The 24,823-nt window shown below is 59.2% G+C and carries 19 protein-coding genes; 9 read left to right on the plus strand and 10 right to left on the minus strand.

The window, feature by feature from the left end; genetic code table 11:
* Positions 1-62 precede the first annotated feature (62 nt).
* The 3 genes from XH84_RS23440 to XH84_RS23450 all read left to right on the plus strand — a co-directional run bounded on the left by XH84_RS23440 (position 63) and on the right by XH84_RS23450 (position 2,446).
* Complete coding sequence (locus XH84_RS23440; protein WP_128921376.1) at positions 63-980, plus strand: NADP-dependent oxidoreductase; 918 nt, start codon at positions 63-65, stop codon at positions 978-980.
* Positions 981-1,248: 268 nt separating this feature from the next.
* Positions 1,249-1,944, plus strand: a complete 696-nt coding sequence (locus XH84_RS23445; protein WP_128921375.1) for a glutathione S-transferase N-terminal domain-containing protein — start codon at positions 1,249-1,251, stop codon at positions 1,942-1,944.
* A gap of 31 nt (positions 1,945-1,975) precedes the next feature.
* Positions 1,976-2,446 carry a pyridoxamine 5'-phosphate oxidase family protein gene (locus XH84_RS23450; RefSeq protein ID WP_128921374.1) on the plus strand — a complete coding sequence of 157 codons (471 nt, stop codon included), beginning with the start codon at positions 1,976-1,978 and terminating at the stop codon, positions 2,444-2,446.
* A gap of 403 nt (positions 2,447-2,849) precedes the next feature.
* On the opposite strand, the gene XH84_RS23455 is transcribed toward XH84_RS23450, so the two are convergent.
* The 5 genes from XH84_RS23455 to XH84_RS23480 all read right to left on the minus strand — a co-directional run bounded on the left by XH84_RS23455 (position 2,850) and on the right by XH84_RS23480 (position 7,300).
* The gene (locus XH84_RS23455) at positions 2,850-3,059 is read right to left on the minus strand and encodes a hypothetical protein (protein ID WP_128921373.1); all 210 of its coding nucleotides are present in this window, start codon (positions 3,057-3,059) and stop codon (positions 2,850-2,852) included.
* Between the two features lie 332 nt (positions 3,060-3,391).
* Positions 3,392-4,627: an ATP-dependent Clp protease ATP-binding subunit ClpX gene (clpX, locus tag XH84_RS23465; protein ID WP_128921371.1), complete on the minus strand. Its 1,236-nt coding sequence runs from the start codon at positions 4,625-4,627 to the stop codon at positions 3,392-3,394.
* 72 nt (positions 4,628-4,699) lie between these two features.
* Positions 4,700-5,008, minus strand: coding sequence for a hypothetical protein (locus XH84_RS23470; RefSeq protein ID WP_128921370.1), 309 nt, complete (start codon positions 5,006-5,008; stop codon positions 4,700-4,702).
* A gap of 599 nt (positions 5,009-5,607) precedes the next feature.
* The gene (locus tag XH84_RS23475; RefSeq protein ID WP_128921369.1) at positions 5,608-6,069 is read right to left on the minus strand and encodes a winged helix-turn-helix domain-containing protein; all 462 of its coding nucleotides are present in this window, start codon (positions 6,067-6,069) and stop codon (positions 5,608-5,610) included.
* Between the two features lie 595 nt (positions 6,070-6,664).
* Positions 6,665-7,300 carry a response regulator transcription factor gene (locus XH84_RS23480; RefSeq protein ID WP_128921461.1) on the minus strand — a complete coding sequence of 212 codons (636 nt, stop codon included), beginning with the start codon at positions 7,298-7,300 and terminating at the stop codon, positions 6,665-6,667.
* 873 nt (positions 7,301-8,173) lie between these two features.
* Between XH84_RS23480 and XH84_RS23490 the strand changes: the two genes are divergently transcribed.
* Entirely contained in the window at positions 8,174-8,575 is a 402-nt protein-coding gene (locus XH84_RS23490) for a response regulator transcription factor (RefSeq protein WP_245471822.1), read from the plus strand.
* On the opposite strand, the gene XH84_RS23495 is transcribed toward XH84_RS23490, so the two are convergent.
* Positions 8,541-14,855, minus strand: a complete 6,315-nt coding sequence (locus XH84_RS23495; protein ID WP_128921367.1) for an AAA family ATPase — start codon at positions 14,853-14,855, stop codon at positions 8,541-8,543. The two genes, XH84_RS23490 and XH84_RS23495, sit on opposite strands and share 35 nt — an antisense overlap.
* A 278-nt stretch (positions 14,856-15,133) precedes the next feature.
* Here XH84_RS23495 and XH84_RS39960 point away from each other — a divergent pair, with 278 nt between their 5' ends.
* From XH84_RS39960 to XH84_RS23505, 3 genes are all read left to right on the plus strand, one after another.
* The gene (locus XH84_RS39960; protein WP_164936494.1) at positions 15,134-15,280 is read left to right on the plus strand and encodes a hypothetical protein; all 147 of its coding nucleotides are present in this window, start codon (positions 15,134-15,136) and stop codon (positions 15,278-15,280) included.
* A gap of 22 nt (positions 15,281-15,302) precedes the next feature.
* On the plus strand, positions 15,303-16,247 hold the full coding sequence (locus XH84_RS23500) for a LysR family transcriptional regulator (protein ID WP_128921366.1): 945 nt from the start codon (positions 15,303-15,305) through the stop codon (positions 16,245-16,247).
* 123 nt (positions 16,248-16,370) lie between these two features.
* Positions 16,371-17,306, plus strand: coding sequence for a LysR family transcriptional regulator (locus XH84_RS23505; protein ID WP_128921365.1), 936 nt, complete (start codon positions 16,371-16,373; stop codon positions 17,304-17,306).
* Between the two features lie 580 nt (positions 17,307-17,886).
* Here the strand turns inward: XH84_RS23505 and XH84_RS23510 are convergent.
* Both XH84_RS23510 and XH84_RS23515 read right to left on the minus strand, forming a co-directional pair.
* Positions 17,887-18,840 (minus strand): helix-turn-helix transcriptional regulator, encoded by a 954-nt coding sequence (locus XH84_RS23510; protein ID WP_206734166.1) that lies wholly within the window; start codon positions 18,838-18,840, stop codon positions 17,887-17,889.
* Positions 18,841-19,341: 501 nt separating this feature from the next.
* Complete coding sequence (locus XH84_RS23515) at positions 19,342-19,767, minus strand: L-histidine N(alpha)-methyltransferase (protein ID WP_128921363.1); 426 nt, start codon at positions 19,765-19,767, stop codon at positions 19,342-19,344.
* Positions 19,768-20,339: 572 nt separating this feature from the next.
* Here XH84_RS23515 and XH84_RS23520 point away from each other — a divergent pair.
* Both XH84_RS23520 and XH84_RS23525 read left to right on the plus strand, forming a co-directional pair.
* Positions 20,340-20,717, plus strand: a complete 378-nt coding sequence (locus tag XH84_RS23520) for a c-type cytochrome (RefSeq protein ID WP_128921362.1) — start codon at positions 20,340-20,342, stop codon at positions 20,715-20,717.
* 457 nt (positions 20,718-21,174) lie between these two features.
* Positions 21,175-21,708 (plus strand): DUF1993 domain-containing protein, encoded by a 534-nt coding sequence (locus tag XH84_RS23525; protein ID WP_128921361.1) that lies wholly within the window; start codon positions 21,175-21,177, stop codon positions 21,706-21,708.
* 363 nt (positions 21,709-22,071) lie between these two features.
* Here the strand turns inward: XH84_RS23525 and XH84_RS23530 are convergent, their stop codons facing one another.
* Positions 22,072-24,279, minus strand: a complete 2,208-nt coding sequence (locus tag XH84_RS23530; RefSeq protein WP_128921360.1) for a xanthine dehydrogenase family protein molybdopterin-binding subunit — start codon at positions 24,277-24,279, stop codon at positions 22,072-22,074.
* A gap of 4 nt (positions 24,280-24,283) precedes the next feature.
* On the minus strand, positions 24,284-24,739 hold the full coding sequence (locus XH84_RS23535; protein ID WP_128921359.1) for a (2Fe-2S)-binding protein: 456 nt from the start codon (positions 24,737-24,739) through the stop codon (positions 24,284-24,286).
* Positions 24,740-24,823 lie beyond the last annotated feature (84 nt).

Here is a 24,823-nt window from a genome sequence, read left to right on the forward strand (position 1 = left end):
AAGCGCAGGTTATTCGCCGGAACATAGCCGGCGATGAGACGAATGAAAGAGGAGATCATTCCATGAAAGCGATCGTTGTGACGGACCAGGCTGCCGGGACGGCCGGGATGAAGTTGGTGGAACGGCCCAAGCCGCAGGCAGCGATAAACGACGTCATCGTTCAGGTTCATGCGTCTGGATTCACCTCGGGTGAGCTGACGTGGCCTTCGACCTGGACCGATCGCCTCGACCGTGACCGGTCGCCGACGATTCCCGGCCAGGAGCTGGCAGGTGTTGTCACCGCTCTCGGCTATGGCACGACCGGACTGTCGGTGGGACAACGGGTGTTCGGTCTGTCGGACTCTTATCGCAGCGGCACCCTGGCCGAGTATGTGGCCGTGGAGGCACGCAATCTCGCGCCGCTTCCGGGCGACGTCGAGTTCTCCGTGGGTGCCGCCGTGGCGATGCCGGGCCTGACCGCTTGGCAGGGACTGTTCGTGCACGGTCGCCTTCAGGCAGGGCAGAGCGTTCTCGTGCACGGCGCGGCCGGCGCAGTCGGCTCAATGGTGACGCAGCTCGCACGAGAGGCCGGCGCCTACGTCATCGGCACGGGACGCCCCGCCGACCGTCAGAAGGCGCTCGACTTCGGTGCGCGGGAGTTCGTCGACCTCGAGAACGACGATCTCGAAGGCGTAGGTGGGGTCCATCTTGTTTTCGACGTCATCGGCGGCGACATCGGGAAGCGGTCGGCCGCCTTGGTTCGAACCGGAGGAACGCTGGTAAGCATCGCCGGGCCGACCGAAGCGCGGCCCGCCAACGGCTTGGCGATCGACTTTGTTCTGGTGTCCGATCGCGTCCAACTGAGTGAGATCATCCAGCGGGTACGGGACGGACGGTTGCGTACAAACATCGGTAACATCGCGACCCTTGACGAAGCAGTCGCCGCTTTCAATCCGACGCGGCGGAACAGCGGGAAGACGATCATCCGAGTTCGGCCGTGACGAAAGAGCGAAGGCGACCGTTTCTCCGCTCCCACGTAGATTGTCGGCGCCTTCCTCGCAGGCCCGTGTGCGCGTCGGAGCAGGCAGCGCCTATCCATCCCGTCGTCTCTCAGCTGATCTCACGGTCGTGCCCGGCTACTCATACCTTACCGAGGCCGTATCGTTGCCTGCTTTCCAGGATGCGCCAGCGGGGCAGCTCGACTCACACACTGGTGGAGGATTCGCCCAGTCCCGGCCCGTTGCGGCCCGCTTATCTAGGAGGAAGAAAGTGACAGTCGATCACCCAATTTTTGCGCGCTGGCCGGCGCAGTACCCCGATCGGCTGCAGCTCTTTTCCACCCCCACGCCCAATGGAGTGAAGGTCGGCATCATGCTTGAGGAAACGAGCCTTGCTTACGAGCCGCATCGGATCGACATCATGGCGAACGAAACCCAAGACCCGGCCTTTCTCGCACTCAACCCAAACGGAAAGATTCCCGCAATCTACGACCCTGATGGGCCGAGCGGAACGCCGCTCGCGCTGTTCGAATCGGGCGCGATCCTCCTCTACCTTGCCGACAAGACCGGACAATTCATCTCGGCCGATCCAAACACTCGCTATGAAACAATCCAGTGGCTGATGTGGCAGATGGGCGGAGTCGGGCCGATGTTCGGCCAGGTCGGCTTCTTCAACAAATTCGCCGGTAAGGCCTACGAAGACAAGCGCCCGCGCGACCGCTACGCAACTGAATCAGCGCGGCTACTCGGCGTCCTAGACCAACGGCTCGCCGGCCGCGACTGGGTGATGGGCGCAGACTACAGCATCGCCGATATTTCGCTGCTCGGCTGGGTACGCAACTTGATCAGCTTCTACGAAGCACGCGATCTCGTCGGCTTCGACCGCTTTCTTCATGTGCAGTCGTGGCTCACCCGTGGCCTCACTCGGCCGGCGGTGCAGCGCGGACTGCAAGTGACGGCAGCCTAGAAGGCTCCCCAAGAACTAGGAGAGGATGTCTATGATTGAAATCACCGCCGACATTGAGGCAATCATCAAACAGGTAATATTGTCGTTTGTCGCGACAGTCAACGAGGATGGAACGCCCAATCTTTCGCCGAAGGCCTCTTTGACCGCCAGAAACGGCGTTCTCTACTTCGCCGACATCGCCTCGCCTCGGACGATATTGAACTTGAAGCGCAATCCCGCCGTCGAAATTAACGTAGTCGACATCTTCCAAAGGCGCGGCTATCGATTCAAGGGCCGCGGGTTGATACTGCCGCCAGAAGATGACGAGTCCTTGACGATCGCCAACTGGGTTCGGGCGACGAATGGCCTAGAGTATCCTGTCGATCACGTTGTCAAAATCGAAACCAGTTCAATCAGCCCGTTGCTGTCTCCAGCCCATGTCTTTGCTCGCCCTGCTCGAAGTCAGGACGAAATCAGGAGCACCTACTATCAAAAATACGGTGTGAAGCCCATCGGGACATAAGTGCAGGCTCCGCGAGAACAAAGACCGGGCGATCAAAGCGTAGATGGCGAGCAACCTCGCGCCCGAAATCGCATAACGAGTAAACCGTAAGGATAGTGATCGGCGGCACTGGCGCGGCGTCACCCAAAATAGCCGTCAATACTGTCACCGGAGAGGGCCAAACAAGCCCACGGCGCACAGGGGTGATCGACGAGTCTCCCTGTTGTGACCGCCTTACTCGCCGCCTTCGGCGAATACTCCGCTCCCAAACAGAAATTGATCACGACCGCCTAGGTCCCTGGGCCGCGCTTATCTCAATCCGTCCTTGCGGATCTCCTCAAGCTGCTTAGATCCCGGCAAATTTGCTCCTCGCTAGTCGCTCGCAGAGTCGCGGAACGTCTCAGAGCACGATCGGCCCGCGGCCCTAAGCTCCCCTTCCATCCCTTTTTCCGAGCACGCAGCGCCATGCGGCAAGGCGCTCAGTCGGATGCTGATTCATCCAGTCGGCTAGCTGCGGTGCGCCCATCAGGCAGGACTGCATCGAGACGTCAGCGAAGTTCGAGGTCGTGACCGTCTGTTCGTGGCAATTTGTGGGAGAAGACAAACTGCAGAGCACTGCGATAATCGCGATCATGATACCTCCTCATCGCCGCGATCGACTTCTGCACCGATGGGCATACAGTTCGCGGATGCATCGTCCCGCTGCTCGCGGACGGGATCGGTTGGCGGAAAGGCACTGTCGTAGATGGCTCGGGGATCTCGAATAAGCCGAGCCCGCTGTTGCTCGGACTTTGGAACAAATCGCCTAACCTCTCCCATGTTCTACTCCTCATATGATGTGTTGATCCTCACTCAAGTCGCGTCGTCCCTGATATCGAGTTCGAAGGCCACGGGACAGTAACTTGGGGATAAACAACTAGCGACGCGGCGAATGTTGTAAGACAGCGGTCGTTAAGTTCGGTCGACTTAGTACGCCATGGCACTGCTTTCCACCGCGCGATCGAAGCGATCGGCGTAGATGTAGAGCGGACGGGCCGTGCCTTCCACGACTTCGCGGGAAATCACGACTTCTTCCACACCTTCCAGGCCCGGCAGATCGAACATGGTCTCGAGCAGGATCGCTTCGAGGATCGAACGCAGACCGCGCGCGCCGGTCTTGCGCTCGATCGCCTTGCGGGCGACCGCGCCAAGCGCCTCGTCGGCGAAGGTCAGCTCGATGTTCTCCATTTCGAACAGCCGCTGGTACTGTTTCACCAGCGCGTTCTTCGGCTCTGTGAGGATCTTCTTCAGTGAAGTCTCGTCGAGATCCTCGAGCGTCGCGACGACGGGCAGACGGCCGACGAACTCGGGGATAAGACCGTACTTCAGGAGATCTTCGGGCTCGACGTGGCGGAAGATCTCGCCGGTACGGCGGTCTTCCGGCGCCATCACCTGGGCCGCGAAACCGATCGAGGTCGAGCGCCCGCGCGCCGAGATGATCTTCTCGAGGCCGGCAAACGCGCCGCCGCAGATGAACAGGATGTTGGTGGTGTCCACCTGCAGGAACTCCTGCTGGGGATGCTTGCGGCCGCCCTGCGGCGGGACCGAAGCCACCGTGCCTTCCATGATCTTCAGCAGTGCCTGCTGCACGCCCTCACCCGACACGTCGCGCGTGATCGAGGGATTGTCGGACTTGCGACTGATCTTGTCGATTTCGTCGATGTAGACGATGCCGCGCTGGGCCCGCTCGACATTGTAGTCGGCAGCCTGGAGCAGCTTCAGGATGATGTTCTCGACGTCCTCGCCGACATAGCCGGCTTCGGTCAGCGTGGTCGCATCCGCCATGGTGAAGGGCACGTCGAGGATGCGGGCGAGCGTCTGCGCGAGCAGCGTCTTGCCCGAGCCGGTCGGACCGATCAGCAGGATGTTCGACTTCGCGAGCTCGACATCGTTGTGCTTGGTCTGGTGGTTGAGGCGCTTGTAGTGGTTGTGCACCGCGACCGACAGGACCTTCTTCGCATGGCTCTGGCCGATGACGTAGTCATCGAGCACCTTGCAGATTTCCTTCGGCGTCGGAATGCCGTCGCGCGACTTGACCAGCGAGGACTTGTTCTCCTCGCGGATGATGTCCATGCAGAGCTCGACGCACTCGTCGCAGATGAAGACCGTGGGACCCGCGATCAGTTTCTGAAGTGCATTGTTGGAGAGTGAATGAACCGCCATCGCGGCCTCAAACCAAGTCAAGCTGGTCATAAGCGGGAACATGATCATCCGAGAGCCCCGAGGTGGTGAGGGTCAGCTGGTGCATTTCGTTGCAAACAGGTCGCCGAAAGCGTTGATCACGGAATTAAGCGTAGTAAACATCCGCGCGCCGCCGACGCGGTCGGCGGCGGCTTGCCGCAGCATCTCGGACTCATAAAATGAAGCGGCGTAGGCGCGGCAAGTCTTCCCATTGGCGGTCGCATTATCTGGTTTGCCCGGGACGATCCCCGAGACCACGCGAGCGCCATCAACATCCTTGTTTAATTTTCGCTCCGCCGCAAACCCTGGAATTGCAGATACATTGATCAGAGCAGAAGCGATGAGAACAATTATAATCCTCATGAGCGACCTCCCGAACGCGAGTTATCGCGACGAGACTTGCATTTCTGCCGGCCTGATTTCCATTGGACGTGGGTTGTCCGATGGTACCGCTGTCGTCGCGCGACATAAACTTTGGCTTAGAACGGCGAGTGACTGTTTCGGATTCCGGCGAGGGACCGCCCTATCCCTCTTAGCGATTTTATAGGCACATCCAATCGACAGCGGACCCGGTCGCCTGCAATTCTCGCGAATAGCCGCTTTTAGCTTGGCGCAACCAAAAGGCCCGGAATGCAGCTTAGCCGCGCCGAGCCAACCAACTCTTAATCCGATGAGCCTCGCTTCGAGTTGAGCGCGCACTCCTTGCAAGAGCGCTGCCCCCTGCGTTTTCCAGCGCGGAAGCCTAGTCGGTTCGGCAACAGCTCCAACGGTAAGCGCAGCTGTTGTCGAAGCTCAAGCTGCAGCCAAAAACTCAGGAACAATGCCAGAATCGTAGCCAGCTAAATGACCGACGGCGACGCTCCAGAAGCTTCCGGATGGCTCGCCTCCGTTAGCCGCTGGTCTATCATCGCCGCAATCACAGTAATGTCTCGCGCAACGTTCCCGGTGCCCGCGAGTTGCGCTCAGTTCTTGTAAGTCGATAGAGCTACTGAGGCGACGAAACAGTAGCCGCGTCCTGGGATGTTAATGATGAAGCGGTTCCCGCCCTGACCGTCACGCAGCGCGCGACGCAACGCTGACATATGAACCGTTAGGTTCGCCGGCTCAACAAAAACATCCGGCCAAACGCGTACCATCAAGTCGTGCTTGCTGACCAACTCGCCGGGGCGTTCAAGCAAAGCAACCAGGATTTCCAGAGCGCGACTTCCGATCGGCACCGGCTTGTCATCTTCCAGCAAAAGGAACTGCGATCGAAGCAGGCGAAACGGTCCGAACGATACTTCTGTCGGCGTTGTGCCGGCTGGTTCAGTGCGTTGCTCGAAAAGCCGTCTGGCCGCATCCGGACGCTGAACGGCGCGTCTGGCGTTACGCTCCGGCTTGAAACGAAAGTGCTCTAAGCGCCCGAAAACCGCAGTCGATCGCATTATGACCTCGCTCGCGTTTGCAGTGCTGATCCCCGCAACGATGCTAACGAGCGCAATCTGATGATTTGGAGGGCTGCGAGCTATTCCACACGAGTGGCGCGTAATGACGGATTTGGTTGCGTTACCTAAACCTAAATTTACAAGCGGGGACGCGACTTCGGTCGGCGAAAGATTGTAAGTGCTCGAGATCTAGTCAGGCAGACTTCCCACGGATTAGTTCATTTCGTATGGCCGCGCGGCGCAAAATCAGAACAGTCACCACGAGAAACGTTTGAAGCTGCTGCAACTCTGCGGGAACTTCGTGATCAGTAACGATGTATAAGTGGCATTTTCCTGATTTGGTAATGCGAATCTCCTTCCGTAGATTCGCGGCATGCCGATGTACGATAGGGTCGGCGGTCCCTTCGTAGCAAGGATTCAATCGATGCTGTCCCCCCAAGTTCGCAACGGAACCGGCCCCCGTGAGCCAGCAGTTGCGCAGGAAAGGTCGGCGGCGCAGCGCCCGCCGGCCTTTTCTCTTGGTGTACTTTGGAGATTGCGCAACGCTTAATACATCGATCGTGCGAACAGCGCGCATCGCGCAAAAAAGAGCCCCCTAAGAGCGTTGCGGCGTGTCAGACACCAGCTTGAGCCGATCAGCCATCCGGCCGAGCTCTGGAAGCGAACCGGCCTGCATCTTCTGCATCGCCCTGCTGCGATGCACCTTTACGGTAGCCTCGGCGATGCCGATATCGTGCGCAATCTGTTTACTCAGGCGGCCACGCGCTACCTGAATTACGATCTCGCGCTCCCGGGGGCTTAGGGAGGCGAAACGCTGCCTAAGAGAGACCAAGTCCTTGTCATTCTCTCGGCGCGCGCTGTCGCGCGCTAACCCAAGCTGAACGGCGTCGAGAAGATCCTGGTCGCGGAACGGCTTAGTCAGAAACTCGATCGCACCCCGCTTCATTGCCTGCACAGACATCGGTATGTCGCCGTGACCGGTGACAAATATGATCGGAATCTCCCGGTTCGCCGCGGCTAGCTCGCGCTGGAAATCGAGGCCGCTTTGGCCGGGCAATCTGATATCGAGCACCAGGCAGGTGGGACAATCCGGTGGATCGGATTTGAGGAAGTCGGAAATCGAGGCAAATAGCTGAACGTTAATGCCGAGGGATCGCAGCAGGCGCCCGACCGACGCGCGGAGATCCGGATCGTCGTCGATGACCAACACCGTGGAGGTTGCCTCAGACATCGCCGCCACTCGGAAGAGATCGCGAAAATCGGCCTGCATACCGCCTTGCGGGCTCCGCAGACCTCGCTTTTTTTAATCCCAATCCTGAAACCTGAACAGTCCTTTTCTTGAGGATGCGCAGCGGGTCCGCCATAGCACGCACGCTGAGCCCACCTCGGCTCGCGTCCGAGCTCTGATCGACTTTCGACCGCGTCGCCTTGCAATCATTTAGTCCACCATGGTTCCAGCCTCCGCTGAGCAAAGCCCGAGTCTCTTCACCGGTCGCTTTTTTGCGGAATCCGACGCGTCATGACACGCTCGCGTGGTTTTCAGGTGGCCGTTCAAGAGCAATTTGGAACCAGCCCATCCAACTGTGGTCACTTTGGCGACGCTCCTTGAAGCGATCGACGCACTTCCTGGAACAAAGCGGCGTTCGCCAACAATAGTGCCGAACGAGACCAAACTTGCCCTCACAGACTGCGCATCGCATGGCCTTCTCAGAACAGTGGCTTTCGCGGCGGTAAGGCATTTGTCTTCTCCTTTTCGCCTGTGCGCATTTCGGATGCACCAAGACTAAGAGGAATGTCACCAACCGCTCAATTGATCACGAGTTAAGCTCGATACTCCAAAAGGGGCGGAACGATCATACCAAGGCTTAGGATAGGCGGACGCTTCTTAAAGTCGTCCGGTGCGATCCCGCGGCCGCTTTCGTCCCGCGGTCGCCTCGATTAACAGCCATGCCGGATTAGCGTTGCCATCATTGTCCAGATAAACCAAAGTTTACGGGGCACTCACGGCACGCTGGTGGCATTCTCTGAGCTGGCAACCAATTCGGCGCGGAGCTCCACTACAATTGGATAGTTGTCTGCCCGTAGACGGGTCCAGCGAACGGCCATGGGCGGTATGATGAAAAAGGTACTGGTTTCGGTCGTTGAAGATGATCCGTTCTTTCGTGAGTCCATGTACAGACTCATGAGATCGCTGGGCTATACGGTCGACGTTTTCTCTTGTGCGGCCGATCTTCTCGGCTCGCCGCGGCTTGCCGAAACGGCATGCCTAATCGCTGACATTCATATGCCTGGCATGACCGGGCTCGAACTCTACCGGCGCCTTATCGATACCGGCAACGCCATACCGACAATCCTGGTGACGGCGTTTCCCAATGATGCTGACCGGGCTCGAGCACTGAACGATGGGGTCTTGTGTTACCTGCGTAAGCCGGTGGACGAGGACCAACTCACACGATGTGTTTCCGCGGCTCTCATTTCCGATGGCTCGCCTGAAGAGGAATCGTGAGCTCGCGCGGGGCGGCGTCGGGCAGCGTGAATTGAAATACAGCGCCGCGAGGTTCGTTCGCTCCCGCCCATAGTCGCCCCCCGTGAGCATGGATGATAGAGCGGCAAATTGACAACCCCATCCCCGTTCCACCGGACTTTGTGGTGTAGAAGGCGTCGAAGATGCGATCTAGATACGCCGGGTCAATGCCCGGGCCGGAATCGCGCACGGAAACAAGGGCTCCCGCATGGTCCTGCTCGGTGCTAATCAACAGCTCTCTTGCCTGCTCATCAACTGAGTTCATCGCTTCAGCCGCGTTTAAAATAAGATTCAGCAAGACTTGTTGCAGTTGAATGCGATCCCCCAGAACCGGTAGCCCACCCTCCGCAAGCCGCGTCTGGACTGAAACACGATTTTGGAGGATTACGCTTCGCGCCAATACGATCACCTCATCGATTGCTACATTAAGATCGAAACGTTGCTTTGGCGGCGGCACTTTCTTGATTTGCTCTCGTATGCGATCGATGATTTCCCCGACTCGATCTGCATCCCCGACGACACAGGAGAGCGCCTCCCCGACCTCGCCGAGGTCCGGCGGCCGCATTCTCAGAAAATTCTGCGCCGCTCGCGCGTTGTTGCGCGCACTTGCAATCGGTTGTGCAATCTCATGAGAAAGCGAGGCTGCTAATTCTCCCATCATGCTGACTCGATTCATGTGTGCAAACTCCGATTGCATCTGCTGCAACCGCGTCAAGGCCTGTGTGCGATCTTCGGTATCAGTCAGCAGTGAATACCAGCGAACAATGCGGTCGGACGCGTCTCGAACCGGAATGCCTCGGATCTCAAACCAGCGAAATTCGCCGTCGAAGCGCCTCACGCGTGCTTCGGCTTCATAGGGAATGCCGGCGGAGATCGATTTTGTGAAAACTTCAGCGAGATGGGGAAGGTCATCAGGATGTATCGTTCCGTTGGTGTCCCAGCTCCTCAACTCCTCCAGTGACTGGCCACAATACTCAAAAATTTGACGATTTACGGCTTCGAGTTCACCATTCGGAGCTAAGATCGCAACGAGGCCCGGTATTCCGTCTATCGTCGAGCGCAAACTTTGCTCGCTCTCCCGTAAGGCTTGTTCGGCAAGCTTGCGTTGCGTCACGTCGACGGTCGAGGTCATAACCTCCAACAGCGCGCCCTCCGAAGAAAACAGGTGATGGCTAGTTCCTTCAAGGAATCTGACGGTGCCGTCAGGAAGTAAGATTCTGAATTCGGTTGTGAAATCCGTTTTCAGGCGTACTGCTTCTTGAACTGTTTCGCTCACTCGGTCTCGATCATCTGGGTGGATACGTCCCCACATGTCCGCACGGCTTGGGAGACCCTGCAGCGGATCGAACCCCCAGATTCTGTAGCTTTCGTCGGACCAATAGATGTAGAGCTTCGTTGTCGCATCATAGACCCAATTTCCGCTACGGCTTAACCTCTGTGCCTGGCTTAGCCAGGCTTCGCTACGGCGCAGTCGATCCTCGGCTCGCCTGCGCTCGGTCAGATCGAGGACGAACGCAAGACGATCGCCTCCTTCCTCGAACAGCGCGGCGCCCATAAGCACTGGAACGCGGCTGCGGTCCTTCCGAAAGAACTCCTTCTCAAAGGGCTGAACGATGCCAGTTGTATTTAGTGCAGCCTGGGTGATTGCATCGCGCTCGCGCCATTCGGGCGGGGACAGCTCGGTCCAGCGAACGCGGCCAGAAACCAAGTCTTCACGGGCATATCCTACGAGACGTAAGAACTCGTCGTTGGCTTCAAGAATCCGACCTTGGCGGTCAGCGATGAAGATTCCGATGATGTTGGCGTCGACCAAACGCCGAATCCTCCCTTCCCGATCGGCGAGCGCGTCATAAAGCCGCGCATTTTCAAGCGATATCGCTGCCTGCGACGCAAGCACCTTCAATAGAGCGACGCGATCTGGCGTAAAGACTCTAGGTGTCAGATTGTTCTCCAAGTAGAGAATTCCCGTAATTCTTCCCTGGTTGACTAGCGGCAAACAGAGGACAGAACGGAGGTAACGCTCAACGATATAGGGATCGTCATAAAATGGATTGTGAGATAACGCATCGTCGAGAATAACGCTTTCCCGCGTGCGCATGACATAGTGGAGCACCGACTCCGGCAGCATCGTCCCGACTACGTCATCGTCGCGCAGATGCACGGTCACCAAATCGCCTTTGGTCGTGGCTTCGGCGGCGATCCGCTGCTCTGCCCCGTGCGATAGGATCAAAAAGCCTCGTTCGGCACCGGCCTGTTCAAGCGCCGTGCGCATAAGCATTTCGAGCAGGTTCTCCAGCACGATCTCGCCCGATATCGCCTGCGACACCTTGATCACCGTCGCGAGATCGAGTTGCTCGACAGACGTTGCGATTGTGGTTGTCGAAGCTACTGCAGGCTCTTCCATTCTGAGACGCGGATGCGTCGCATCGAGTTGACGCACCTTGCCGTCAGCGCCCCAGCGCAGGTAGCAGTCGCGGGCGTTTTGCAGGTAAACACGAGCAATCTCCTCGAAGTCACATGCCTCATAGAAGTGCGCGGCGAGCTCGTAGGCGATCGCCTCGTTTTGGACGAAGCCATTGGCGCGGGCCGACCGGATGGCCCGTTCATAAAGTTCCATGGCCTCGACCATGCGGCTCTCGATCCTAGCGATCTCAGCTCCGACAAGCGCGGCACGGTCATCAAAATTCTCCGGGCTGTGCTCGGCCCACGCTTTGAGCTGCCTGTGATGTGCATGAAGCATTGCAAGATGCTGCGATCGCTCATCTGAGAGAGACGATTTGCAGCACGCTGCTCGTACAAGCGCGGCAAAGAAGTCGTATTCAGCAGCTTCGAAATAGAGACGGAATGACGGTGATTCTGACAGAAGTTGGCGGGCGTTTATTTCGGCCTCAACGGCGGATGGATAGTCGCCAGCGTAGCAACGCGCTTGCAACTTGCGGACCCAATACAAACACGCAGCAAACGCCAGCCGCGAGTCTTGATGCAAATGTTGCTCAAAGCGGGTTTCATCAAACTCGCCGTCGTTGAAGGAACCGAGTGTCGACGTGAGACCTCGAAGTGTCCGAATCAGGGCCAGTTGTCCACCGACAATATCGAAGATGAGGCCAAATCTCGCTTTGCGCGCGAATTCGAAAGCGCGCTCGGCCTCGCTCTGCGTTTCTGCGAGTGGTGTACCGCTGGCGAGAAGATTCGTCACCAGCGTGCGGAGCGCAAAACCCATGTAAACGAGATCACCGGTTTCTCGCGCCGTATCGAAAGCGCGGCGCAGCAGTGCATGGCTTGTGGAAAGGGGCTCAATCCAAGAATTCGCTATTGCAAAACCAAGATAGACCCGAGGCTTGAAACGAAAGAGTTTACGCTGCTCCATAACGTCGAGCCCAACTTTGGCGAAGCGGTACCCTGAGCGGTAATCGCCGAAGCGACAGCCAAAGGCCAAGTTAGAGTAGACGTAAGCGAAACAAGACCCGTCAGTGTAACCGTGCTCTAAACTGAGATTGATGATTCGACCGAGGACAAGACAACCGAGACTGGTGTCGCTAAATAAAGCCGGCGAAGCAAGGGTGGAAAGCACGTCAATGGTAACAGCCCAAGCAGTATCCCTCATCGGTGGTAGAGCAACCAACTGTTCGATTGAGCGATCACCGATTTGCTGCCAAATCCGATTGTACTCTTGGGCTAGTTCGTCGTTCGTTGGGTGCGGCGACCATTTGATGCCGACATGGGCAAGGAATTCTAGACCAACGTCGACCGCGGCATCGAGTCGATCCAAGATGGTGTAGAGCGCCAACCGCTGGCGTACGACCGCTGCGCTATCGATTAGGCTTACTGCTCGGCTCGCCAGGACTGAGAGTCGGTCCTCTGCTGCGGCGAATTCCGCGGTCTGGTACTCACATTCGGCGCGGTGAAGCTCGAGATCGAAAAGAAGTCGATACTGCGCACCCCAATCATCGTCCCGGAGCAAGTCACAACCCGTCGCGAGGTACGTCAATGCGGATGAATAAGCTGCCGCGTCCTTAGCGCGCCTACCCGCAATGAGATTGAGTTCGGCGACCCGTTCTCGCTCGTCCGGCGAGTCGATGAGTGAGGCGCCACGGTTGAGCTGGTTGACGATATCGAAGATCGCATCTTCTTGACGCTCTATTGGTGCCCGCGCAGCGAGGAGCCTTCCGATCCGGAGATGGGCCGCCGGACGCGAGGCTTGCGGTATTAGCGAGTAAGCGGCTTCCTGCACCCGGTCGTGGATGAACCGGTAGGAATTGCCTTGGCGTTCAACCAATTCCTGACGGACCGCATCCGAGAGAGCCAGGTCGACCTCGTCTTGCGGATCCCCCAGGATAAATGACAAGGTCGTTGTATCAGTGACGCTGCCGAGACAAGCTAGTTCTCGCAGCGCAGATTGCGTCTTGTCCGGCAGTCGAACCAGCTTGGGGACCATGAGGTCCACCACGTTGTCCGTGTACCCATTTGCTTGAATGCGCTTCGGATCCCAGGACCACCACGTCGCGTTCGGATCAAAGGTGAGGAGGCCCTCCTCGGCCAGCGTGTACAGAAACTGAATAACGAAGAATGGGTTGCCGGCAGTCTTTTCGTGAACTATCTGCGCAAGCGACGTTGCGTGTGCTGGCGCGCAGTGAAGGGCATCGCTTATTAACTCTCGGACGTGCTCACAGGCAAGCGGCGCAAGCTGGATCTCTTGTACGCGGACCTGGGTCCGGTCAATCGCTTCGAGCCTGCGCATCAGCGGATGATCCGCATCGACCTCATTGTTGCGGTAGGCGCCGATCACCATCAGATGCTGAAGCTCCGACCGGGTCAGAAGATCCTCCAAAAGGTCGAGCGTCGCCGCGTCCAGCCATTGCAGATCATCGAGAAAAAGCACCAGCGGATGCTGCGCTCGAGCGAAGACGCCAAGGAAACGTTGAAACACTAGCTGAAATCGCGCTTGCGCCTGCTGCGGCGGAAGCTCAGGGACCGGCGGCTGGTCGCCAACGATAAGCTTCAGCTCGGGAACAAGGTCGATGATGAGCTTTCCGTTCTGACCAAGTGCGTCGCGAAAGGCCTCGCTCCAGCAATTTAACTCGGCGTCGCTCTTCGCTAGAAGTGGTCGGATCAGAGACTGGAAAGCCTGCACCAAGGTCGAATACGGGATGTCACGCTTGTATTGGTCGAACTTGCCGGACGAAAACAGGCCACGTGGTGGCACGAGCACCTTATGCAGTTCGTTTACTACCGAAGATTTGCCAATGCCCGAATAGCCGGAAACCAGCACCAACTCCGGCGTGCCACTCTTGATGACTCGCTCGAACGCGGCGAGCAACATACCGATCTCGTGCTCTCTCCCATACAACTTCTCGGGGATAAGAATCCTGCTCGGAATATCGTATTCTCCAAGGGAAATTGGTTTGACTTCGTGCAGGGTCTCCCAGTCCGCGAGGCAGCGCCGGAGATCTTGTTCCAAGCCGGCTGCTGTCTGGTAGCGGTCCTCCGCCCCCTTTGCGAGCAGCCTCATAACGATTGCCGAGATCACCTGAGGTACGCACGGCACGCGGTCAGTTGGAGAGGCTGGTTGTCGAGCAACGTGGCAATGGATCCATTCCATAGGATCCGCGGCGCTAAAAGGCTGGATTCCCGTCAACATTTCGTAGAGCGTGACGCCGAGCGCATAGAGATCGCTGCGGGCATCGATCGAGCGGTTCATCCGCCCGGTTTGTTCGGGTGCCATGTAAGCAAGCGTACCGGCGATGGTCTCGGGCGGCGCGGGCGTCTGTCGCTCGCGGGGCAGGCGTGATGCGATGCCGAACCCGGTGAGCCGCACGTGGCCATCTGCGCAGTCCACCACAATGTTGGCTGGCTTGATGTCTTTGTGGATGAGCCCGCGCTGATGAAGCTTGCCAAGAGCCGAGGTAACAGCGATAGCCAGACGCAAGAAACGTCCTACCTCCATGGGCTCACCCAGGAAACGGTTGAGCGGTTCGCCGCCTGGATCATCGAGCACCAGCACGGTCCGACCGGCGTCGCGCATGAGGGCCAGCGGCCGCGCTGCCCAGGTCCTGTCGAGCATATCTTTCAGCTCGTATTCGTGCTCGAGGCGATCGAGACTTGAGCGAGACGGGTGGTCGGCGGCAGGGGCTACAAGCAGCACGGAGAGGTGCTTGCCACTATCGTCCAATCGCCGGCCACGGCGGAACACGAGCTCGCCGTCCTCCCACAACACCTGAGAGCTACTGTCCGAGTACGCGACATTCGGCGACTGCTGCACCACCTGTCAGGCTCCGGGCTAGCTTCGGCTTGAGGTCGGCTGATCAAACCCTTCGTTCTCCACACGCGTGGCCGTGCCCAACCTGACGAAATCGTACCCCATCGCCCGAGTAATGCCAGTCATCCCATGGTCTTACCGGTGTGGTGGACGTGGATCCTCTTCCTCTTAGCCCCAATTTGCAGCAATTTGCCCCGCTTTACTCGCTACGGCGGGCCAATAAGCTCCATACCCGCGGGTACCAAAGGAACTCCGAGCGCAACGGCGACGCAGAAGGGAAGATCATGACGGAACTGGAATTAAGCAAGCCGATCCTTTTCGCTTCCGCGAAGCACAACGATTCAGTCGCCGCCGTCCGCGCTTTGGCGGTGGTCGCCGCCACGCTTGATTCGATTCTGTCGGCGATAGCGCTGTCCCCCGCTTCCGTATAGCCCGCTCAGAGCGCGCCGAGCAATGAACGACCGACTCTCAACACTTAGACTGTTCGTCCGCGCCGCGCGAGTCGGGAACTTCTCCAGTGCTGGCCGCGAGCTCGGCCTGTCGCAGCCGTCTGCATCCCGGCTGATCGCCGGGCTCGAGGAGGATGTGGGAGCCACGCTGTTCAGCCGCACCACGCGCGCGGTGACGCTGACCCACGCCGGCGCGATGTACCTGATGCGCGTCGAGGCAATCCTGGCCGCGCTCGATGAGGCCGACCACGAGGCGCGCGGAACGGGGGAGTTGCGCGGCTCGCTCCGCGTAGGCACATCGTCAAGTTTCGTGCTCAGGGAAATCATCCCGCGACTTCCCGCGTTTTTGAAGGAGCACGCGACGCTGAAGATCGAACTCGTTTCTAATGATCGCCACCAAGACCTGGTGACAGAGGGCATTGACGTGGCGTTCCGGTTCGGCCCCCTGCCAGACTCAAGCGCGATGGCGCGCAAAATCATCCAGCTGCCGAGGATACTTATCGCCTCCCCAACCTATCTACAGGAGCGCGGCATGCCCACAACGCCGTCGGACCTCGCGCACCATTCGGTCATCATCGGCCCGGCGCACCCCTCGCCGACCTTTTCCTTCCGCAAAGACGGCCGCCTTATCTCCGTGCGCGTTGACAGCCAGCTCACTATCACGATCAACGAAGGAGCCACGGCAAGCGCCGTCGCCGGGCTCGGCATTGCTGCGTCGAGCGAAAATAGCGCGCGGGCAGAACTCCGGGCCGGGAAGCTCGTGCGGGTGCTCCCTGACTGGGATTTTGGCTCGATGGAAGTGAATGCTCTCTTCGCCAGCGGAAAGACGATAAAGCCAGCCGCGCGAGCATTTGCGGACTTCCTACTCAAGGAGCTCCGCCCACCTCGCCGCGAACAAGCCCGCTTCTCGGGGCCTCCAGAAAGCGTGTCCGTGCGTCCGAACCAATAGACGTTGCCGTTCCAACGCGTGCATGCAGGTGGGATCCATACCCCATGATCACGGGACCGCGCGTCAGTTGTCGAGTGCACCGCTCGTCAGTATTGACAGAAGCAACTTCACGGAGAACAACCCATGGAGCTTTATCAAGTTCGCTACTTCCTCGCCGTCGCATCCACACTGAACTTCACCCGCGCAGCCGAGCAATGTAACGTCACCCAGCCCGCCTTGACCAAGGGGGTACAGAAGCTCGAGCAGGAGCTTGGTGGCCAGTTGATTTTCCGCGAGCGCCAGCTGACTCAGCTTACCGACCTTGGGAAGGAAGTCCTTCCGATGCTGGAGCGCACATTGGCCTCGGCAGAGACGGCGCGTCGCAGAGCGAAGGAGTTCCAACGCAGGGAAGTCGCACCACTGAAGATCGGCCTCGCCCCCTCTATCTCGGCGTCGCTCATCCTCGATCTGATCTCGGAGATCGCAAAGTTTGTCGCTGGACTTCACGTCGAGCTGCGCGAGGACACAGCGGAGAAGCTCATCGACCTCTTGCTTGAGGGGGAGATCAACGCGGCAATAACCGGCGACGTGCAGGACTTGCCCGCCCGCATCGACGACTGGTTGCTGTTCGAGGAGCGCTATGTCGCGATTCTCGCGCCGACACACCGGCTCGCAAACCGCCCCTCGATCGGCATCGACGACCTCCGCAATACGGTCTTGCTGGAACGGACTGGATGCGACGTCGCACCGAAGATCCAGCGGTCTTATTTCCCCGACGAACCGCTCCGCCTGGGCCACTGTAGCGGTCACGAGTTGCACCTGCAGCAGATGGCCGCGGCTGGCTTCGGCGTGATGCTCGCTCCCGAGCACATGCCGCGCCTTCCGACGCTCAAGACCATTCCGCTCGAAGGCGACCCGGTTTCACGGGAGGTGCGGCTGCTGGCTGTGCAGGGGCGCCGCTACTCGCCGGCGCTGGATGCTTTCGTCAAAGTCGCGCGGCTTCGCGACTGGTCGGTCGAAGTCCCCAGCCGGGACATGCCGCACCCAATGCTCCAGCAGATGACGACCGCGCCCGCATGATCACGACACGTAAGCCAACCGCTTCCAGTTGATCGGATCCCCGACCCGGAATCCCACAGATGGCAAACCAGACCGATAAGATATCCGCCCGGATTCGTACCGAGTCTTTGATGACGTTCAGCGCTCTGGACTGGGAGACATACAGCCATTGGGCTGTCTGCGTGACAAAAGCGTGGCATCGCACTCGTTGAAGGTCGCGGCTATCGCTCCAGAACTCCTTCCGCCTGACGCCGAGACCATGTTCACTCCCTCGAGCAGCTGCGCCGCCACGGCCCCCTCGTCCTGAGTATGTTGAGAGGCAGCAGGTCTCCTCTGCACCGCTGAGCTGTGTGCCCTCCAAGTCGGCGCGCCGCTCACAGTTGCGACAACCGAGATGAGGACTTCCCGCGGCAGAAAGGCGGTATGCAGATCGCGCCACAAAACCACAATTCGCCGCCGTTCGTCCAGCTCAACAATCCCACATCGACTGAGGGGAAATGCGCCCTGTTGAGAACGTCGACGGTGCACCGATTCGGTCGCGTCCAGCGCACTCACGCGGTCGCGCGTGGCGGCGCCTACGCTCGCGCGGATCGAACGCTTCTCACGCGGCGTCAGATTGCACGACGGCATGTTCGACCCGGGCCGCGCTCGAGAACGGGGCGCGCTGAGCCTTGGAGCGGTATTCTGACGGGTCGCTGCCATAGTATCTGCGGAAAGCGCGCGTAAAGCTGCTCCGGCTTTGATAGCCAACATTTAGAGCAACCTGGTCGATCGACAGCGCGTTGGCTGCGAGCAGGTCAGCAGCGTGTCGCATCCTAACACGACGCAGCAGTGACATGGGCGACTCTCCGAAGGCGATGGAGAACCGCGCCATGAAGGCCGAGCGGCTGAGACCGACAGCGTGCGACAGACTCTGAATGGTGTGCGGAAAGGACGGACGCGAGACCATCTCGGCGAAAGCACGTGCGATCGGCGGGTCGCTCAACATCGAGAAGCGCTCCACCCACGCTTTCGTCGAGACCAAGCAACGCCGAAGCAGCGCGAGCAACACGAGCTTCAGTAGCGCCGCCGAAATGGGCCCTCCACCGACGTCCTGGGCGGCAAGCTCAGCCGTTGCATAGGCCATCACCCGGTCGAGCTGGTCGTGCACGTCGAACGTCTCGACAATTGGCGTTGTAATGGATGCGAACAAGTCCAGTGCTGGCCCATAATTGGCTCGGAAAGTACCGCACACAAGCACCAGTGTCGGCTCGCCATCACCGACGGCGTGCCGGTGCGACGAGCCGGGCGCGAAGGCGCCTTCGGTGCTCTTGTCGACGTTCCGTGGGGGGGTCGGGCGCTCCGTCGCGAGGAGTGTCATTGCTCGCCCGGGCGGGACGATCACCAAAGTGTGCGGCATCAGGCGTATGGGCGTTTCGTCCTCCAGGAGGATGAACCCGGCGCCTCGAAGGCAGTAGTGGATGGTAGAGACCTCCGCGCGGGCAACCGCCAGGTGAGCACCCGCCACAAGCGCGCACTCAGACAGCCTGACGAAGGCGATGTCCAACGTAGTCATCAATTTATCGAGGTCTTGTCGCGATATACGCCAAAACGGCTCACCTGCCACGTTCAGAAGCCTTTATGGTGTTGGGTTCACATCAGCTCAGCTCCGGGATGCATCTTACGCAGGCAGCCAGCGTGCGCAGCTGGCCGAAGAGGCCTTTCCCGCTCCAACCTGATCTGGGATTTTGATCGGGTTCGATCTACGTTGCATTTAGCCCGTTGCGGCTGACCGAGTAGTGGTTGCAGCCGAATTTGATATATTCAGCCGCAACATGAATAATCCGGCTGAGCGTCTCAGCGATCGGTCAGCAGCCCGGCCTCGATCGCGGAGCCGCGCTCGTGACGCACCGATCACGAACCACAGGCGTCGGGCGCGGAGGTCGCGCGGACCACCACGGACTGCTCGGTCGGCCTAACAACACCCAATGACGATAGAGGACTGTGAGCCTCGCGACGCCGGCGCTCGGTCCGTCCTTCGTCGCGCCGCGGGCACGTGGGCGCGGATATCGCTTCCTTAAAGCATGCCAAGCCAACTCAGCCACCGCAGGCCCTCACAGCAAGCGGCTTCAGGAAGTGCTGGTGCATTCCCAGGCGCCAGGTACTCGTGCGCGAGATCGATGGGAACATAGCCTCGCGGCTCCGCCAGCGCGCCCAGCACGAGTTCGGTCTTCACTCCCGCACCCGCGCCGTACTCGATCAGGACAGCCCCCGGGCCGGCAAGCTGTCGCAGTTCGGGTTGGCGCAGTTGCAGGATCGCTGTCTCCGCGCGCGTCGGATAATACTCCTCGAGGCGCGTGATCTCCTCGAACAACTCGGAACCGCGTTCGTCATACAGCCAGCGGCACGGGATGATCTTTTGAAGGCGGGACAGTCCTTCGACGACGTCGGAGCGAAAGAGGTTGTGGTTGCTATCGAAGAGCGTTGCAGTCAGATCGTGCATCGACACGTGATCCTTCAATGGCCCAACCAGAACTGCCGCGGGTACACGCCGCCGCTGCGGGAACGTAAGTCCGCTGATCGCACCGCGTATCCACAAAACGTCGCCGTTCGTCCAGACCTACAGCTCGCTTGCTTGCCGCGACGTACCTCACGGTTATTGAATGCATGTCCAATCGGAATTTCAAATTTGGTCCGCTACATCCGATCTTTGAATCTACTGGGCTGGCCGAGCGGACATGACCGGCTCGAAAAAGATTGTAACTGTTTCGCCGCGGCGCCGTGACGCGCGCGCGCAGATAAGGAGTCCCCACGAAATTACCGAGGATTGTCACCCTGTTTCTCGCCGTCTCGCGGCTCACCGCCACCGTGGCGGCACTCGCGTAGATTGCCGGAGCTGACCCAGACCTGAGACGCGGATGACCTGTTGGTCGTTGGTGCTTCCACCTATCCCTTCAATGCGGGCTGCAATCGGATACGAGCGATTGGGGTACTCGCGCTTCGACTCCGCCACAATCAGAGCGACTAAGTTGCGCCGCCGCGCACCTCTGATCCTGACCTAAAAAGGATGTCACAATGAAAGGTGCAGTAAAGATTGGAGCGATTATCGCGGCGTTCGCATTTGCGGGGGCGGCCGAAAATCCAAGCTACGCGCAGGACGCCGAGCACGGAAAAGCTATCTTCACAGCTTGCAGGACGTGCCACGCTACGGATCACTCCGATCGCGTCGGGCCGGGTCTGGCAGACATCGTTGGCAGGAAGGCGGGTACGGCCCCCGGCTTCAGCTACAGTGACGCGATGAAGAACTCGGGCATCACATGGGATGTGAAGATCCTCGATGCATATCTGGAATCGCCGCAGAAGGTGGTCCCGGGAAACAGGATGCCCTACGGCGGGCTGAAGAATCCGACCGATCGGGCTGACCTCGTTGCCTATCTTGCTACGTTGAAGTAACAGCTCGTTGTCCGAGATCGTAAGAAGCCATCACCCATTCGGGCAATGAATATCCATACCGCCGATCAACGTGAAAGAGTTTGAATTGCGTGATCGTGTGTCTGTCGGCTCATAAGCGAGGAAGACAGTAGGTGGAAAGCAACATCCGGAACGATCGAACCATGAGCCGGTTTGAAATGACCGCTTGGCGGCGGTGCGCTCGCAGTGGCGCACTAACACCGTCGACTACTCGCGTACATCCAGTCGGTGACCTTGATTGGCTTCTGGCAGTCCGCCAACCGGCGCTAGTCGGTAGAGACGCTCTGTCTTGCTGTTGCTTTGCGGAGGTCCAAGTCGAGTCCGGCAAGCCGATGCCGGAAAGAGCGAGTTAGATGAAGTTATTGTATCGTTCGCTTGGATTTATCGACAAATCGGGTCCAGCCGACGTTTAAACAACAACGAGCGCGTAGAGGTCAGCGTGTCCTTCTCGGTTTATGACATCACTGTTCCTGTCCTGGTACATGGACTGAACGTGATGGACGACTATCTCGACGTTGCCAAAGCGCTCGAACGGTCCAATGGGTTTGGGCCCGGTAGGATTCTTGGCGAGCGGCTCGCGCCCGATATGCTGACTTTCGGAGAGCAGTTCTCTGTAAGCTGCAACAAGGTCGAGGCGCACATGGCGAAGTTGATGCAACACGACCTGCCGACACCCCGTAACGTCCCCATGGTGTATCCGGCGTTGAAGGGACGGCTCCTTGACACTCGCGGTTTCCTCCAGAATGTGCTGCCGGACGAGATTGCCGGCGCGCAGTCTCACACGTACGAACTGACGCCGCCGATTGTCCGCGGGTGGTTCGGCGGTGACGACTACATTCGACACCTAGTGCTGCCAGACTTCTTCTTCCACGTCTCGATCGCGCACGCGATCCTCCGGCGCCTCGGAGCAAAGATCGGGAAGCGCAACTATCTCGGCAACCTCACTCAGCAAAGCGGCGGTGACTACTCGTGAAAGACAAGTGCAGTGCGTGCACGCGCGCACGCAGACCCAGCCGGGCACCCAGCATGGTATTGCAAACCGGCCGTGGCCGCGCCAAAGCGACCACCCCAACGGCAAGGACCATCACAAGAACCACGACCGCAAGTGTTCGCGGACCTCGCCAAATGCACTTCAGGGCCGATGCTCCATTCCGCTTGCCTTAGCAGGCGCCGGTCATATGCCCGCCTTTCAATACCGTCGATGCCGGAGTCTTGATTCCGGTTGGTTTGGCTAGAAGGTCATGGACGCGCCGTGATTGTTGATCCCGGACGCGCCATTGGACGAGCAAATGCCGTCCCGTGCGCGCTGCGACGCGCACGGGATGGTGGGCAATGACTATGACGACGACTTGAGCGACTCCGTATCGATCGGCAGGCTGCGCACACGCTTGCCGGTGGCGGCGAAGATTGCATTGGTCACTGCTGCACTGACAATGGCCGTCGGTGCTTCACCAATGCCACCCGGAGCTTCCGCGTTCTTAATCAGGTACGTCTCCACCACCGGCACCTCGTCGATACGCATCGGCAGATAGTTGTCGAAATTGCTCTGCTCGACCCGTCCATCTCTGAAGGTGATCGAGCCATGGAGCGTAGCGGTCAATCCGAAAAGCGTTCCACCCTGAACCTGTGCTTCGATCGTATCGGGATTGACGTACATGCCGCAATCAACCGCACAGACGATCCTCTTGACTTTGACAAATCCGTCGGGCGCCACTTCGACCTCGGCGACCTGCGACGCGTAGCTTCCGTATGCGAATTGTACCGAAATCCCGCGGCCATGCCCCGCAGCAAGCGGTAATCCCCACCCTGCTTTCTCCGCAGCAAGCGACAGAACAGCAAGCGCCCGCGGATTGTGGCCAAGCATTCCCTTGCGATAAGCGACGGGATCCTGCTTCGCGGCATGCGCGAGTTCATCTATGAAGCTTTCGACCACAAAAACATTGTGAGTCGGTCCGACACCGCGCCACCAAGATGTCCGGACGCCAGGGGGCTCAACCCGGACATAGTCGACGTGGATATTTGGCAGAGCATAAGGCGGCTCGGCCCCCGCTTCTATGGCGTCGGGGTCCAATCCGTCCTTGAAGTAAGGGGGATAATAGCGAGCCATGACGGAGGAGCCGGCAATCCGGTGCGTCCATGCAATCGGCTTGCCGGCCGCGTCAAGTCCAGCGGACAGCCGATCGAGATAGTATGGCCGATACATATCGTGCTGGATGTCTTCCTCGCGGCTCCAGATCACCTTCACCGGACCGTCGACGTGCTTGGCTATCTTGACGGCGAGAATTGTGCCATCGGCCTCCAATCTTCGGCCGAAGCCGCCGCCAATCAGATGGTTGTGAATCTTAATCGCATCATTTGGGAGACCGGTGAGTTCGGCCACCTGCGACTGCGTGATCGTAGGCGCCTGTGTACCGACCCAAATTTGGCAACGATCCTTCTGGAGATGAACGGTACAGTTCATCGGCTCCATCGCCGCATGGGCCAGGAAAGGCACCTGATAGATGGCGTCTATCCGTTGCGCTGCCTCCGCAAGTGCCTTCCCCACATCACCGACGTTACGCGCAACAGCCCCCGGGTTCTTCGATTCCTCCTCCAATTGCTTGACGATATCTGCGTTGCTGACTTTGCCGTTCGGCCCGTCGTCCCACGCGATGGCGGCGGCCTCGAGCCCCTTCTTTGCCGCGCCCATATGATCCGCTACCACGGCAACAGCTTCATCGATATTGACTACCTGCCGGACGCCCTTCACTGCCAGCGCGGCCTTCTCGTCCACACTTTTTAGTTTGCCACCCAGCACGGGCGAAATAGCAACCGTCGCGACCTTAATACCTGGCAGTCGCGTATCGATACCGTAGAGCGCACGCCCGTCGACCTTTATTGCACTATCCACACGCTTGGCACGCGTGCCTATCAGGATGAAGTCTTTCGGATCCTTCAACTTAACTTTGACCCCATTTGGCATAGGCAATTTCGCCGCGACCTCCGCAAGTTCACCGTAGCTCAGATGCTTCGAGCCTGATGCATCGAACACAATGCCGTCCTTGGCGTGGCACGTCGCTGGATCGACATTCCAGCGCTTTGCCGCCGCCGCAACCAGCAGACTGCGACCAACTGCCCCCGCCTGACGCAGCGGTGTCCAAAAGGCGCGGACAGAGGCGGAGCCGCCTGTATTTTGAATGCCGATGATCGAGTTGACGTAAAGCGCATGATTGGGCGGCGCGTGCTGAACCTGAATCTGGTCAAGCTTCACTTCCAGTTCTTCAGCGAGAAGCATCGAGAGCGACGTGTAAACCCCCTGTCCCATCTCGATCATCGGAATGACCAAGGTCACTGCCCCGGTTGGATTGATCCGTATAAATCCGTTCGGCGCGAAAGTACCCCTGATCTCATTTTCGACCACCTGCGAAGCCGGCGCCGCGAAGACCGCCCCGGTGCTTGCACCGGACAGCGCAAAACCAAGCAGCAAACCTGTGCCCTGAAGGAAGTCGCGTCGCGATACTGCCGTTTGGCCCGCAGCCTGATCTTTCAGAATAAGTTCATCCATGATCTCAAACTCCCGCAGCGTGCTTGATCGCAGCGCGGATGCGCTGATAGGTGCCGCATCGGCAGATATTGCCCGACATAGCCGCGTCAATTTCATCATCCGTCGGCCTCGGTGCGTCCTTCAGCAGCGCCGCCGCCGACATGATCTGACCAGACTGGCAGTAGCCGCACTGAACAACCTCCAGTTCGAGCCACGCCTTCTGCAAGGCCGCCCCCTGCGGCGTCCGGCCGACCGCCTCGATCGTAGTGACCGCGCTGTCGCCGACGCTGTCGACCGGTGTCTGGCAGGAGCGGACCGCCCGGCCGTCGACATGAACGGTGCAGGCACCGCACAGCGCCTGGCCGCAGCCGAACTTGGTCCCGGTCATGGCGAGCACATCGCGCAGCACCCACAGCAGCGGGGTGTCGGCGTCCACATCAACCTCATGGGATGTGCCGTTGATTTTTAACGCAAAAGCCATGGATGCCTCTCGGTGGCTAGGGCTGGTACAACGCAGCTGATCGACCCGAACTGCACCGGCCGACTGGATGCATTAAACCGGCAC

It is taken from the genome of Bradyrhizobium nanningense, assembly GCF_004114535.1.
GTDB lineage: Bacteria > Pseudomonadota > Alphaproteobacteria > Rhizobiales > Xanthobacteraceae > Bradyrhizobium > Bradyrhizobium nanningense.